This is a genomic window from Flagellimonas maritima (assembly GCF_003269425.1).
GTDB classification, from domain to species: domain Bacteria; phylum Bacteroidota; class Bacteroidia; order Flavobacteriales; family Flavobacteriaceae; genus Flagellimonas; species Flagellimonas maritima.
Map to the genome: position 1 here is coordinate 463711 of NZ_CP030104.1, position 13261 is coordinate 476971.

A 13261-nucleotide genomic window follows, 5' to 3' on the forward strand; every position below is an offset into this window, starting at 1 on the left:
ATACTACCGTTGATTATCCTACAGTTATATATTGGCTTACCTACTATAATTAGGACTCTCTTTGGTAATTGTTACATCATGTGGATGACTCTCATTAATACCGCTAAAGGTAATCTTCACAAAACGTCCAGATTCTTTCAATGTATCAATATCCTTGGCACCACAATAACCCATACCTGCCCTTAGCCCACCAATAAATTGGTGCATGCTTTCATACAAATCACCTTTGTAAGGTACTCGGCCAACAATACCTTCGGGGACAAGTTTTTTGATGTCATCCTCCACATCTTGAAAATAACGGTCCTTGCTCCCTTCTTTCATGGCCTCTACGGAGCCCATTCCACGATAAGACTTAAACTTTCGGCCTTCATAAATGATGGTTTCACCAGGGGATTCTTTAGTACCTGCCAATAATGACCCCAACATTACTGTATCGGCCCCAGCAGCAATAGCTTTCGGAATATCCCCTGTATAACGTACGCCCCCATCTGCAATGACAGGAACACCCGAACCCTTAATGGCTGCTGCAACCTCTAAAACTGCGGAAAATTGTGGAAACCCTACCCCAGCGACTACACGTGTGGTACAAATAGAACCGGGGCCAATGCCCACTTTAATGGCATCAGCACCAGCCTCTACCAAATATTTTGCTGCCTCAGCAGTTGCAATATTCCCTACGATTACCTCCAATTCCGGAAAAGCCTTTTTGACCTCTTTCAAAACATTTACAACACCTTTGGTATGACCATGCGCAGTATCTATAACAATGGCATCCACTCCAGCGTTGACCAACGCTCCTGCCCTATCCACTGCATCTGGAGTAACCCCTATTGCAGCGGCTACTCGTAAACGACCATATTGGTCTTTGTTTGCCATAGGTTTTTGAGTCAGTTTAGTGATGTCCCTAAAAGTAATCAAGCCTACCAGTATATAGTCATCATTTACTACAGGGAGTTTTTCAATCTTATTTTTTTGTAAAATCCCTTCGGCATCGGAAAGAGAGGTTCCTTCACCAACAGTAACAAGATTATCTGAAGTCATCACTTCGGCAATTGGCCTGTCATCATTTTTTTCAAATCTTAAATCACGATTTGTTACGATTCCTATCAGCTTTTTTTCCTTATCAACAATAGGAATTCCACCTATGCTATGCTCCTTCATGTTAGCTTTGGCATCCCTAACAACAGAATCCAAGGGAAGTGTAACAGGATCCATAATCATTCCACTCTCGGCTCTTTTGACTTTTCTTACCTTGATGGCTTGCTGTTCTACGGTCATATTTTTATGCAGAACGCCGATACCCCCTTCTTGCGCCATTGCTATGGCCATTTGAGATTCTGTGACCGTATCCATTGCAGCAGAAACAATAGGTACATTTATAGTAATATTTCTGGTAAATTTTGTTTTGATGTTTACTTCTCTGGGAAGTACTTCTGAATATCCTGGTACAAGTAGTACATCATCGTACGTTAGACCTTCGCCAAGAATTTTGTTAAGGTGGGCTTCCATTGCAATTACGGATTAATTGCGTGCAAATATACGCTTTTTTGGATATGGTGAGGGTATCCGTGATATTGGTTAGAGAAAGTAGGCCTTGTCGACTAACGATGCTATCCTCATTTAAAAAAAAAACTAAAACTGTTTTTATTTATTCTAAATAAAAGTTTGTCTATCTAGTATCAAATTTTACTTTTGCACCGTCAAATTTTTGGTTCAAAATCAGTTTAAATAAAATGAGTAGATTGCCGATATTTTTTATAGTTATCCTTTCAATTACTTTAGCAAATGCACAACAATATCCCGTTGTAAATGACTCTGCCTTAATAAAATTGAAAGAGGTGGTCTTATCAGCAAAAGTGATTCTGGGGAGCAAGTTCGAAGCAAAAAATCGTACAGGTTCCGCATACTACTTATCTGAACAGGAAATAAAAAAATTTAACTACACAGATGTAAATCGCACGCTTAGAAGTGTTCCAGGTGTAAATGTTTATGAGGAAGATGGTTTTGGTCTTAGACCGAACATAAGCCTTAGAGGTACATCCCCCGAGCGTAGCTCAAAAATTACTATAATGGAAGATGGTGTGCTAATTGCGCCAGCTCCTTACAGTGCCCCGGCCGCTTACTATTTCCCCACAATAGCCCGCATGCAGGCGGTGGAAATCCTTAAAGGTAGCAGTCAAGTACAATATGGCCCTTATACAACAGGTGGTGCCATAAATATGATTTCCACTGAGGTCCCGGTAAAGTTTGAAGCTTTTATAAGCAGTAGTTATGGGAGCTTTCAAAGTGGAAGATTGCATGCACAACTTGGAGATAGTAAAGAAAACTTTGGGTATTCAATTGAGTATCTCAATTACAATTCAGATGGCTTCAAAGATTTGACAGATAATGGGAATACTGGTTTTGATAAAAATGACTTGGTAGCCAAGGTTCGAATCAATACCAACCCAGAGGCGAAGCTAGGACAGGAATTTGAAATTAAGTTTCAATACTCCGAGGAAATTTCGAACGAGACCTATTTAGGTCTTACACAACAGGATTTTGAGGCAACTCCCTTTAAACGTTACGCAGGTTCACAAAGGGACGAGATGACTAACGATCATCTACAGTTTATGGGAACACATACCCTTAAGTTCAATGATTATTTTAGAATTACGACAACAGGATACTACAATAATTTTAGCCGTAATTGGTATAAAGTCGATTTTGTCACTATTGATGGCGAGCGTCAAGGAATTGGAAATATTTTTGATAATCCATTCGCTTTTTCTCCTTATATCGATTTGGTTACAGGAGATGCTGATAGTAGCGAAGGCGATACCCTGAACGCAAGGGCCAATAACAGGGAATACCTTTCTACAGGAATTCAGACAAAATTGGACTATCATTGGAATGGAAAAAATACATTTCATGATCTTGAAATTGGATTTCGTTATCACTTTGATGAGGAAGACCGTTTTCAGTGGATTGATGATTATGCCATGACCAACGGTACGTTGCAATTGATAAATGCTGGAATTCCCGGAACCAATGCAAATAGAATAAGTAATGCAAGAGCATTTTCGAGCTATGCACTTTACAAAGTTAAATTTAACAATCTTACTTTGACCCCTGGTATACGATACGAAAATATCTCCTTGAGCAGATTGAATTACGGCAATAGTGATGTGGACAGAACAGGAGTTGATATTTCAGAAAGGGAAAATCAAGTAGATGTTTTGATTCCTGGGATGGGCTTTAATTACAACTTTAATAACATATCCTTATTTGGCGGGGTTCACAAGGGTTTTTCACCCCCCAGTAATCAGGAAGGGGAACAACCCGAAGAGAGCATAAACTACGAACTCGGAACTCGCTTTTCTTATGCAGGATTTACCGGCGAACTTGTAGGTTTTCATAACGATTATAGCAATCTACTAGGCAGTGATTTGGCTGCGACAGGAGGTACGGGTTCCCTTGACCAGTTTAACGCTGGAGAAGTGAAGGTACAGGGTATTGAATTTCTTTTGAACTATAATTTTCTACCCGATGGAAAAAAAATCATTTTGCCCTTTACGTTTTCCTATACCCTCACTGACACTGAGTTCTTAAATAGTTTTGGGAGCGAGGATGACCTATGGGGAGAAGTAAATGCAGGTGATGAATTACCATATATTTCAAAGCACCAGTTCAATGGAATTCTATCGTTGGAACATCAAAAATATGAAGTCAATTTGAGTGGAAGGTTCAATGGTGAGTTTAGGACCGAAGCAGGTAGTGGTACCATTCCTGGCAATGAACGTGTCGAATCCAATTTTATTTTTGATTTGGCAGGCAAATATAGGTTTAATGAGCATATTGGCATTACTGCAAATATTATCAATCTTTTCGATGAAACCTATGCAGTTTCAAGGGTACCTGCGGGTTTACGTCCTGGACATCCCTTTGGGATTTATGCTGGATTGGAGCTGAGATATTGAGTATTGTTCCGATTAATTTTAAGTGGGCATCTGAAAAACAAATGCCTTTCTAATGATAGCTTGAAAATAATGCTGTGGCTTTGTTGTATGCTGCTTCAAAAACCATCCAATTTACTCCTGAATCCATCTTTACCGTTGTAAAATAAGACAGTATTTTCTCGGTCGGCATATTCCCAGTCAACTCATCCTTTGCCATAGGGCAGCCCCCAAATCCCTGTATGGCCCCATCAAAACGTCTACAACCTGCTTTGTATGCAGCATCCACCTTTTCATACCATTTAGCGGGTGTTGTGTGTAGGTGTGCCCCAAATTCAATATCCGGATAGTTCGGAATCAAATTGGAAAAAAGATAATTTATTACTTCTGGCGTAGAACTGCCTATAGTATCGGAAAGTGATAAAATCTTAACGCCCATACTAGCTAATTTCTCTGTCCACTCCCCTACTATTTCCACATTCCAAGGATCTCCATAAGGATTGCCAAAACCCATTGAAATATAAGTAACCACTTCTTTATTATATGTATTTGCCAAATCTAGAATACCTTTTAAAGTTTCCACAGATTGCGCAATGGTTTTATGTGTATTTCGCATTTGAAAATTCTCCGAAATGGAAAAAGGATATCCCAAATAATCTATTTCCGGATGTTCGCAGGCATCTTTGGCTCCTCGAACATTGGCTACTATGGCCAAGAGTTTGCTTTTGGTTTTTGAAAGGTCCAATTTACCAAGAACTTCTGCAGTATCCGTCATTTGCGGTATTGCTTTTGGTGAAACAAAACTTCCAAAATCCAAAGTGTCAAAACCACATCTTAAAAGCGATTGAATATACTTTACTTTTTCATCTGTTGGGATGAAAGTCTTAATGCCTTGCATAGCATCACGCGGACATTCTATGATTTTGATTTTTGACATAGCCTGAATGTAAAATTACCATTATTTATCCGATAGGAATAAGTAAATGGCAATTCCCACAAAAACAATAATCTGCAACCATTTCAAGTAAATGCCAACTTTCGGACTTTTTAAAAGATAGGTTGATATGGTTCCTCCCAGAACAGCTATTGTTCCAAATACAACAAATGCTGAAAACATAAAGATAAACCCCAATACATAAAATTGAATGACCGTATGTATATCCTCACTAAATAGAAACCCGGGAAAAAAAGCTAAAAAGAAAATAGTCACCTTCGGGTTAAGGACGTTCATAGCAAAACCTTTCTTGAACAATTTGAACAAATTCGTGTTTGATGTTCCTTTTTGGTGCAATAAGATAGTCGAATCACTTCTATAGACCATCAATGCCAAATACAAAAGATATATACCTCCAAATAACTTAATGCCTAAAAATAAGGTGTCACTTCTTTTTATCACTTCAGAAATACCAAATGCCAACAATGTAGTGTGTACCAAGCATCCGCTTACTAGCCCAGCTACTGTAGCCAAACCGGATTTTACACCATTTGACACGCTTTGTGCCAATACAAATATATTATCCGGTCCCGGCGAAATGGCGAGTGCCAAAGAGGAAAATAGAAAACCTATGAGAATGGAATAATCGATACCACCAGCACTAATGACACAAAAGCTAGGCATTTACCCTATTTGTTCTTGCCAAAATGGCTTGATTGATTTTTTTGATAAGTGCGGGGCCTTCATAAACAAATCCTGTATACAATTGAATCAAATCTGCACCGGCATCCAGTTTTTCAAGAGCGTCTTCTGCAGAATGAATACCCCCGACCCCGATGATGGGAAAAGCTTTATTGCTTTTTTCTGCCAAAAACCGAATTACTTCTGTACTTCTACTTTTAAGCGGTTTTCCACTCAATCCTCCTTTTTCCTCAGCAATTGTCAAATGTGATTTCAAGCCTTTTCTGGATATCGTGGTGTTCGTGGCAATTACTCCATCAATAGAAGTATCTTCCATTATTCTTACAATGTCCAATAATTGGTCATCGGTCAGATCAGGTGCAATTTTTAATAGTATAGGTTTTTGTTTTTTTTGTAGCTTTTTAGAAAGCTTGCTGTTCTGATGTTTTAGTTTTTTTAATAAATCCGTCAACGGCTTTCTATCCTGTAGTTCCCGTAATCCAGGTGTATTGGGAGAACTTACATTGACCACAAAATAGTCTACATGCTCAAAAAGCGCATCAAAACAGATAAGATAATCTCTTATGGCTTCATCATTGGGAGTAAATTTATTTTTTCCAATATTACCGCCAATTATTACATTATGTTTCTTTTTTAGCTGCTCAACCGCTTCAAAAACCCCTTTATTGTTAAATCCCATGCGATTTATGATACCTTCGTCATCCAATAGTCTGAACAATCTTTTCTTGGGATTTCCATCTTGTGGTTTAGGTGTTAATGTTCCTATTTCTATAAAGCCAAAGCCAAAATCAGAAAGTTCATTGTAGAGTTTTGCATCTTTATCGAATCCTGCAGCAAGCCCTACTGGATTTTTAAAACGAAGTCCAAAAACTTCTTTTTGCAGATTTATATCTTCCAAGACAAACGCTTTTCTGAACAACCGATCAAGACCAAGGTTTGAAAGCACTTTTATACCTCTAAAAGAAAAGTGATGTACGCTTTCAGCATCAAATAAGAAAAGTATGGGACGGATGAAAATCTTGTACATCGTAATAATTTTGAGCAAAAATATAAACTCTGATTACAGAATTTAACTAATCTATTATTTTTCGTTAACTGACCTGTTCACAAAAATCGGTGTCAATGCAAGTTGGTCGCAAAGTTCAGTATAAAGGCTATATTGTTTGTTGTTAAAAATGGACAGCATGCGCTTATCCAACATTCGTGAATTTTGTTTCATGCTGTCCAACAATTTTTTGTATTCGTAGGACATTGAAATCAAGTCTTCAGGTGCACTTTCTTCATTCTTTTTTAAAAGATATGCAGCTTTACTTTTTAAAATGTCATTCCTCACTTTCAATTCAGCTCCCCAGTTTCTCATTTTTTCAACTTGCTCGGCATTAAGTTGAAAAACTTCTGTTATCGTATCGTCATTCTCTCCCCCTATACCTAAAGAACAATCTTGTTGTGCGGAACATAAAATAATGGAAAATAAAAAAATACAAATAATGGGTCTTTTCAATTTGGTTTGGTTTGGTTTTCAAAGAAGGGAAGGTAGGTTTTTCATATTTCGTTTTTCCTATAATTACGATTGAATAAACATTATTTTTGATGAAACGCATTTTTATGGAAAAATTATTACCCCGATTTCTTGAATATGTATCCATTGACACGCAAAGTGACCCTTATTCCAAAAGTACCCCCAGTACCGAAAAACAATGGAATTTGGCAAAAAAATTGGTTTTGGAACTCCATCAAATTGGGATGCAGGATGTTTCAATAGATGAAAACGCCTATATCATGGCAACGCTCCCAAGTAATATCGATAAAAAAGTCCCCGTAATCGGTTTTATATCCCATATTGACACTACACCGGATTTTATCGGAAAAAACGTGAGGCCAAAAATTATAAAGGACTATGATGGTGAGGATATTATGCTTAATAATGCAAAGAATATTATATTATCACCCAGCTATTTTGAAGAGCTGGGTGAGTATAAAGGCCAAACTTTGATTACCACGGATGGGACTACGCTATTGGGTGCAGATGATAAAGCTGGAATCGCTGAGATAATCACGGCGATGGAATATTTGATACAGCACCCTGAAATTAAACATGGTAAAATTAGAATTGCATTTACACCAGATGAGGAAATTGGAAGGGGCGCCCATAAATTTGACGTTGAAAAGTTTGGTGCAGAATGGGCGTACACCATGGACGGAAGTCAAGTGGGGGAACTGGAATTTGAAAACTTCAATGCTGCGAGCGCCAAAATAAGTATTGAAGGCAAAAGCGTACATCCTGGTTATGCCAAAAATAAAATGGTCAACGCAATAGGAATTGCAAATGAATTCTTGAGTTTACTTCCAATAAGGGAGGTCCCGGAACATACTTCAGATAGAGAAGGCTTTTTCCATGTTCATAAGATAAAAGGCGGGATTGAAAATGCAGAAATCGAATTGATCATTCGTGATCATGATAAAGAACACTTTCAAGCGAGAAAAGAACTGCTTAAAGACATTACCGATAAGCTGATAAAAAAGTACGGAGACACTATTTTGCTCAAGATAGAAGACCAGTATAAAAATATGCGTGAAAAGGTGGAGCCTGTGTTTCATATCGTTGAAATTGCTAAAGAGGCTATGGAATCCTTGGGAATTGAGCCCATTATCAAGCCCATAAGAGGAGGTACCGACGGCTCTCAATTAAGTTTCATGGGATTACCTTGTCCAAATATTTTTGCAGGTGGGCATAACTTTCATGGAAAGTATGAGTATGTTCCTCTGGAGAGTATGGAAAAAGCAACGCAGGTCATTGTAAAGATTTGCGAGCTTACTGCTATTCAAATAAAATAATAATGGAAAAAATTGAAAAGCTTGACGCATATTACAACAAGGAACACCAGTTTAAAAAAGGAATTGTTGAATTGAGAAATTTGGCGAGGCAAACAAATGTTGCGGAAGATTTTAAGTGGAACATTCCTGTCTACACCGTAAATGGCAAAAATGTTTTTGGTATATGCAGATTTAAAATCATTTTGGAGTATGGTTTTTTAACGGATCATTTTTGAAAGATGAAAGAAAGGTTTTAAGAAATGTCCAAGAAGGAAAAACTAAGGGAATGCGTCACTGGAATTTTAATTCAATAAAAGAAATTGACTCAAAACATGTACTGGAGTATATGATTGAAGCAATTGAAAATCAGAAGCAAGGAAAGGTAATAACCATTGAAAAATCACAAAAAAAAGTTGGAATTCCTAAGTTATTGAATGACAGATTAGCACAAAAAAATAACTTAAGAGCATCTTTTAAAACATTATCCATTTCTAAACAAAAGAAATTCTGTAATTATATTTTAGAAGCAAAACAAGAAAAGACAAAAATCAGGAGGTTAGAAAAAATTCTACCAATGATTGAGAAAGGTGTTGGGCTAAACGATGTCTATAGATAGCAAAAGAGCACCTAAATATAGGTGCTCTTTTATTCAGTGGCTTGTCTTTAGATTATTTTTTTTCCGGAGCTTTTAACTTTCTGCTCATTTCCAATGAAATTGCGGAACGATCAAATTTTAAGCGCCCTGCCATAGTTTCAATAACGCACGAAAAATCTTTATCGTTTAATTCAACAATTTTGCCATGAAGTCCACTTTTGGTAATTATACGATCACCTTTTTTTAACTCCGAAGTAAATTTTTTCTCATCCTTCTGACGTTTGATCTGTGGACGAATCATAAAAAAATATGCCACAACAAAAATCAATATCAGCGGTAAAAACTGTCCAATATTTTCCATTCAGGTGCTATCTCTATTTAACAGGTCCAACTGCCTGTGCAGCATCCTTTGGGTTAACAAAAGCTTTTATTCTTAAAAGCTCGGCCCCTTTTTCAGTATTGGCGGTTACCGTTACTGTTTTTGTTACTTGATTTTGACCGGAACCGTTGAATTTCACCAACAACTCGCCTGATTCCCCAGGTGCGATCGGTGTGTTTTTTGGGTATTCAGGAATTGTACAACCACAGCTACTTTTAGCATCGGTAATGATCAAAGGTGCATTCCCTGTATTGGTAAACTTAAATATTGTCTCCTGTGGAGTTCCCTGGGCTATTGTACCAAAATCATGCTCTGATTTTTCGAACTCCATTACAGGAAGTTGTTTTTGGGCTTCATCCCTACTTGTAGCACTTTCAACGTTGTCCGCAACTATTTTGTTTGTAGCATTGTCCTTGCACGAAACACTTATGAGCGAAACAACCAAAACAAGACCTAAAAATCTAGATATTTTTTTCATGTTAAAAATTTATTTTTTTCAAAATTAATCAAATATTGTTTATTGTAAACCTCTTCCCATTTTTTGCATTTTCCCATTGCTCTTGTATTCCTTTGCCAATTTGTCCAAAACCCCATTAATAAAGATGCTGCTCTTTGGGGTGGAATACTCTTTTGCAATCTCCAAATATTCGTTCAGTGTTACCTTTTCCGGTATTGAAGAAAAATTGAGTAGCTCACATATGGCCATTTTTAGTATTATGGAATCTATCTCTGCGATACGGTCATTATCCCAGTTGGGGGTCTTACCTTCTATTTCTTCTTCCCATTTGGCATCGTTCAACAAGGTTTTTGTCAGTAGTTGAATCGCATAATCCATATCTTGTTGATCTTTTAGGAGATCGGGCAAAAAGAAAGATTCGTTTGAAGATGCATTCGCCTTTCTCAATCTTTTTACCAAATAGGTGTTTACAATGGGGATATCGTCGACCCAGGTAAGTTTATCATCTTCAAAATACTCATAGATTTTTTCATTTGGAGCAATAATTTCTTTGTAAAGTTGAATCACCACATTCTTGTCATTCTCGTAACTGCTCTTTTCGTTCATCATATAGCTCTTATAGATATCGCTTGTGATGATTTCCTTATGGATAATTTTTACATACTCTTCGTTCAAATACCAATTGTTGAGTTTCCTACGGGAAAGTTCTTTTGCCAAAGATTTGTTATTCGAAATTTGAAGCAACAGCTTGTTCTCTACAAACCTTCTTTGATTTGGATAACTGTCCGCTTCTGTGGCAAGATATTTTTTTGAAGCATGCCCCACATGTTTTTCCGCCAAACGTTGTATTTCAGCCAAAAGACTCAAAACCAGTAAGTAAAGCACATACATATTAGCTATACTAACTTTTAGGAATTTTTCTTGTTTTTCCAAGGAATCGTCCTTGGACTGGATCAATGCATAGATACATTGCATCACTTTTACTCTGATATGCCTTCTGGTAAGCATTTTTAAAGAACTTTTAAAGTCGTTATTGGCTTTTACTGCGCAAAAGTAATCTTATATTTTAATCCTACCTACCAAAGTTGTTTTCTTATTAGTTTTATAACATTTACTTTGTGGGCAATCTTATATATTTGCCAAATTGTACGTCAAGAAAGACTTCCAATAAAATACAGCCTTTCCCCTCCAATGAAGGAACTAAAGCATTTAAATAAATATTTTAAAAAATACTGGTTAAAATTGCTCTTGGGCATTTTTATCACCATTGTGGCACGTGTTTTTTCCCTAATCATGCCTTCTTATGTGAATAAATCCATCCAAGCGATTGAGGATTTCATATCCAATACCATTTCTGTATCCGAGGCCAAAGGACTTTTGTTCGAATATATTTTAATTATCATTGGAGCTGCCCTATTATCGGGTCTCTTTACTTTTTTAATGCGGCAGACGATTATCAATGTTTCACGCTACATTGAATATGATTTAAAAAATGAGGTTTTTGATCATTATCAATTTTTGAATCTAAACTTTTATAAAAAGAACCGTATAGGTGATTTGATGAATCGTATCAGTGAGGATATCAATCAGGTTCGTATGTACGGTGGACCTGCAATCATGTATGGAATCCAAACAATCACACTTTTTGTATGCCTGATTCCATTGATGTTCATTAAAGCTCCTACTTTGGCAGCTTATACATTGCTTCCTTTACCTATTTTATCAGTTTTAATATATCAAATCAGTAAAATAATACATAAACGAAGTACTAAAGTTCAGGAATACCTGTCTACCCTTTCAACGTTTACGCAAGAATCTTTTTCTGGTGTTGCGGTTATAAAGGCCTATAGCCTTGAGCCAAAAATAAATACCGAACTCAGTGATTTGGCATTGGAAGGGAAAAATACAAGCATGGATTTGGCCAAAGTTAATGCCTGGTTTTTTCCCTTAATGATTCTCCTTATAGGGATAAGCAACATATTCGTAATCTATGTTGGCGGAAAGCAGTACATAAATGGCGAAATAGCTACAATCGGCATTATTGCAGAATTCATTTTGTATGTGAATATGCTTACATGGCCCGTTGCTATAGTTGGATGGCTTACCTCGATAATCCAAAGGGCTGAAGCTTCACAAAAAAGAATAAATGAATTTTTAAATGTCCAACCGACTATTAAAAATGAAATTGAAGAGGCTACCCCAGTAACCGGAAACATTACATTCAAGGACGTAACGTTCACCTATGAAGATACAGAAATTACCGCATTAAAAAATACATCATTCAACATTAAAGCAGGCGAAACAGTGGTTTTTCTAGGGAAAACAGGTTCTGGAAAATCGACTGTTCTTGATCTTGTAGCGAGATTGTACGATGTTTCATCAGGAGAAATCTTGATTGATGGTGTTCCTATCAAAGAATTGAACCTGAATAGTTTAAGAAGTGCCATTGGCGCAGTTCCGCAAGACGCTTTCCTTTTTTCCGATACCATAGCAAACAACATACGCTTTGGTGATGAGAATGCATCTATTGAAGAAATTGTTTCGGCTGCTAAAAAAGCTGTGGTCCATGAGAACATAGAAGGTTTTGCAAAAAAATATGATACTGTTCTTGGAGAAAGGGGTATCACATTGAGTGGTGGACAAAAACAAAGGGTCTCTATTGCAAGGGCTCTTTTGAAAAATCCTAAAATTTATCTTTTTGATGATTGTCTTTCCGCTGTCGATACTGAAACAGAAGAAGAAATATTGAACAATCTAAAACAACTATCCCAGAACAGGACCACGTTGATCGTGAGCCATAGAGTATCTTCTGCAAAAAATGCGGATAAGATAATAGTTCTTGAAAATGGTTCCATAATACAAGAGGGAACCCATGAGGAGTTAAATAACGTGGACGGCTACTATAAAGAACTTTACATAGATCAACTCTCTGAGAAAGAATAGTAAAAAAGTTGCTGAATTAGCTTTTTTTTTACATTTTTGGTAGAATTAATCAACGTATCACTAAATAGACACAAGACCATATGGGTGACAAAGATATCATGGACCAAGAAGAAATTCACTCCAAAGTCTTAAGGGCAGGGAGAAGAACCTACTTTTTTGATGTAAGGAGTACCAAGGCAGGTGATTATTATTTAACTATTACCGAAAGTAAAAAGTTTACGCACGACGATGGCTCTTTCCACTATAAAAAACATAAAATTTATCTTTACAAGGAAGATTTTACAGCTTTTAAAGAAATAATGGAGGAAATGATGGACTACATTATTGACGAAAAAGGACAAGAAGTAATCTCTGAACGCCATCAAAAAGACTTTAAAAAAGAGGAAGATATTAGTAAAACTGATGAGAACGGAACTACGACAGAAAATTTTACCGATGTTGACTTTGATGATATTTAACAATTGATAGCATAAAAAATTTATAAAAACGACCTGTATCAGCA

The 13261-nt window shown here is 36.8% G+C and carries 14 protein-coding genes; 6 read left to right on the forward strand and 8 right to left on the reverse strand.

Features of this window, described 5'->3' with window-relative positions:
- Positions 1–36: 36 nt before the first annotated feature.
- Entirely contained in the window at positions 37–1509 is a 1473-nt protein-coding gene (gene guaB, locus HME9304_RS02045; protein WP_112377008.1) for an IMP dehydrogenase, read from the reverse strand.
- 224 nt (positions 1510–1733) lie between these two features.
- On the opposite strand from guaB, the gene HME9304_RS02050 reads away from it, so the two are divergent.
- The gene (locus tag HME9304_RS02050) at positions 1734–3959 is read left to right on the forward strand and encodes a TonB-dependent receptor family protein (RefSeq protein WP_112377009.1); all 2226 of its coding nucleotides are present in this window, start codon (positions 1734–1736) and stop codon (positions 3957–3959) included.
- Positions 3960–4008: 49 nt separating this feature from the next.
- Here HME9304_RS02050 and HME9304_RS02055 read toward each other — a convergent pair whose 3' ends face one another.
- From HME9304_RS02055 to HME9304_RS02070, 4 genes are read right to left on the reverse strand one after another with little or no spacing between them, the layout of a single operon-like run.
- Complete coding sequence (locus HME9304_RS02055; RefSeq protein WP_112377010.1) at positions 4009–4872, reverse strand: hydroxymethylglutaryl-CoA lyase; 864 nt, start codon at positions 4870–4872, stop codon at positions 4009–4011.
- Positions 4873–4893: 21 nt separating this feature from the next.
- Positions 4894–5553, reverse strand: a complete 660-nt coding sequence (locus HME9304_RS02060; RefSeq protein ID WP_112377011.1) for a LysE family translocator — start codon at positions 5551–5553, stop codon at positions 4894–4896.
- On the reverse strand, positions 5546–6598 hold the full coding sequence (locus tag HME9304_RS02065; RefSeq protein WP_112377012.1) for a quinone-dependent dihydroorotate dehydrogenase: 1053 nt from the start codon (positions 6596–6598) through the stop codon (positions 5546–5548). The genes HME9304_RS02060 and HME9304_RS02065 overlap by 8 nt, the downstream gene beginning before the upstream one ends.
- Positions 6599–6652: 54 nt before the next feature.
- On the reverse strand, positions 6653–7072 hold the full coding sequence (locus tag HME9304_RS02070; protein ID WP_112377013.1) for a hypothetical protein: 420 nt from the start codon (positions 7070–7072) through the stop codon (positions 6653–6655).
- Between the two features lie 104 nt (positions 7073–7176).
- Here HME9304_RS02070 and pepT point away from each other — a divergent pair, with 104 nt between their 5' ends.
- The 3 genes from pepT to HME9304_RS17230 are packed head-to-tail and all read left to right on the forward strand — an operon-like array spanning position 7177 to position 9001.
- Positions 7177–8406: a peptidase T gene (gene pepT / locus HME9304_RS02075; RefSeq protein ID WP_112379697.1), complete on the forward strand. Its 1230-nt coding sequence runs from the start codon at positions 7177–7179 to the stop codon at positions 8404–8406.
- Positions 8407–8408: 2 nt separating this feature from the next.
- The gene (locus HME9304_RS17225) at positions 8409–8621 is read left to right on the forward strand and encodes a hypothetical protein (RefSeq protein ID WP_313789987.1); all 213 of its coding nucleotides are present in this window, start codon (positions 8409–8411) and stop codon (positions 8619–8621) included.
- On the forward strand, positions 8618–9001 hold the full coding sequence (locus tag HME9304_RS17230) for a YdeI/OmpD-associated family protein (protein WP_313789988.1): 384 nt from the start codon (positions 8618–8620) through the stop codon (positions 8999–9001). The genes HME9304_RS17225 and HME9304_RS17230 overlap by 4 nt, the downstream gene beginning before the upstream one ends.
- A 52-nt stretch (positions 9002–9053) precedes the next feature.
- Here HME9304_RS17230 and yajC read toward each other — a convergent pair whose 3' ends face one another.
- The 3 genes from yajC to nusB are packed head-to-tail and all read right to left on the reverse strand — an operon-like array spanning position 9054 to position 10824.
- A complete protein-coding gene (gene yajC, locus HME9304_RS02085; protein WP_112377014.1) occupies positions 9054–9341 on the reverse strand; it encodes a preprotein translocase subunit YajC in 288 nt (95 codons plus the stop codon).
- Positions 9342–9354: 13 nt separating this feature from the next.
- Complete coding sequence (locus HME9304_RS02090) at positions 9355–9837, reverse strand: DUF1573 domain-containing protein (protein WP_112377015.1); 483 nt, start codon at positions 9835–9837, stop codon at positions 9355–9357.
- Positions 9838–9876: 39 nt separating this feature from the next.
- Positions 9877–10824 carry a transcription antitermination factor NusB gene (nusB, locus tag HME9304_RS02095; RefSeq protein WP_112377016.1) on the reverse strand — a complete coding sequence of 316 codons (948 nt, stop codon included), beginning with the start codon at positions 10822–10824 and terminating at the stop codon, positions 9877–9879.
- Positions 10825–11007: 183 nt separating this feature from the next.
- On the opposite strand from nusB, the gene HME9304_RS02100 reads away from it, so the two are divergent.
- Positions 11008–12759 (forward strand): ABC transporter ATP-binding protein, encoded by a 1752-nt coding sequence (locus HME9304_RS02100; RefSeq protein WP_112377017.1) that lies wholly within the window; start codon positions 11008–11010, stop codon positions 12757–12759.
- A gap of 80 nt (positions 12760–12839) precedes the next feature.
- A complete protein-coding gene (locus HME9304_RS02105) occupies positions 12840–13217 on the forward strand; it encodes a PUR family DNA/RNA-binding protein (protein WP_112377018.1) in 378 nt (125 codons plus the stop codon).
- Positions 13218–13261: the final 44 nt, after the last annotated feature.

Excerpts from the sequence above, each read along its gene's own strand:
- guaB (WP_112377008.1), bottom strand. The coding sequence starts at position 1,509 with ATGGAAGCCCACCTTAACAAAATTCTTGGCGAAGGTCTAACGTACGAT.
- HME9304_RS02050 (WP_112377009.1), top strand. The coding sequence starts at position 1,734 with ATGAGTAGATTGCCGATATTTTTTATAGTTATCCTTTCAATTACTTTA.
- HME9304_RS02055 (WP_112377010.1), bottom strand. The coding sequence starts at position 4,872 with ATGTCAAAAATCAAAATCATAGAATGTCCGCGTGATGCTATGCAAGGC.
- HME9304_RS02060 (WP_112377011.1), bottom strand. The coding sequence starts at position 5,553 with ATGCCTAGCTTTTGTGTCATTAGTGCTGGTGGTATCGATTATTCCATT.
- HME9304_RS02065 (WP_112377012.1), bottom strand. The coding sequence starts at position 6,598 with ATGTACAAGATTTTCATCCGTCCCATACTTTTCTTATTTGATGCTGAA.
- pepT (WP_112379697.1), top strand. The coding sequence starts at position 7,177 with ATGGAAAAATTATTACCCCGATTTCTTGAATATGTATCCATTGACACG.
- HME9304_RS17225 (WP_313789987.1), top strand. The coding sequence starts at position 8,409 with ATGGAAAAAATTGAAAAGCTTGACGCATATTACAACAAGGAACACCAG.
- yajC (WP_112377014.1), bottom strand. The coding sequence starts at position 9,341 with ATGGAAAATATTGGACAGTTTTTACCGCTGATATTGATTTTTGTTGTG.
- HME9304_RS02090 (WP_112377015.1), bottom strand. The coding sequence starts at position 9,837 with ATGAAAAAAATATCTAGATTTTTAGGTCTTGTTTTGGTTGTTTCGCTC.
- nusB (WP_112377016.1), bottom strand. The coding sequence starts at position 10,824 with ATGCTTACCAGAAGGCATATCAGAGTAAAAGTGATGCAATGTATCTAT.
- HME9304_RS02100 (WP_112377017.1), top strand. The coding sequence starts at position 11,008 with ATGAAGGAACTAAAGCATTTAAATAAATATTTTAAAAAATACTGGTTA.
- HME9304_RS02105 (WP_112377018.1), top strand. The coding sequence starts at position 12,840 with ATGGGTGACAAAGATATCATGGACCAAGAAGAAATTCACTCCAAAGTC.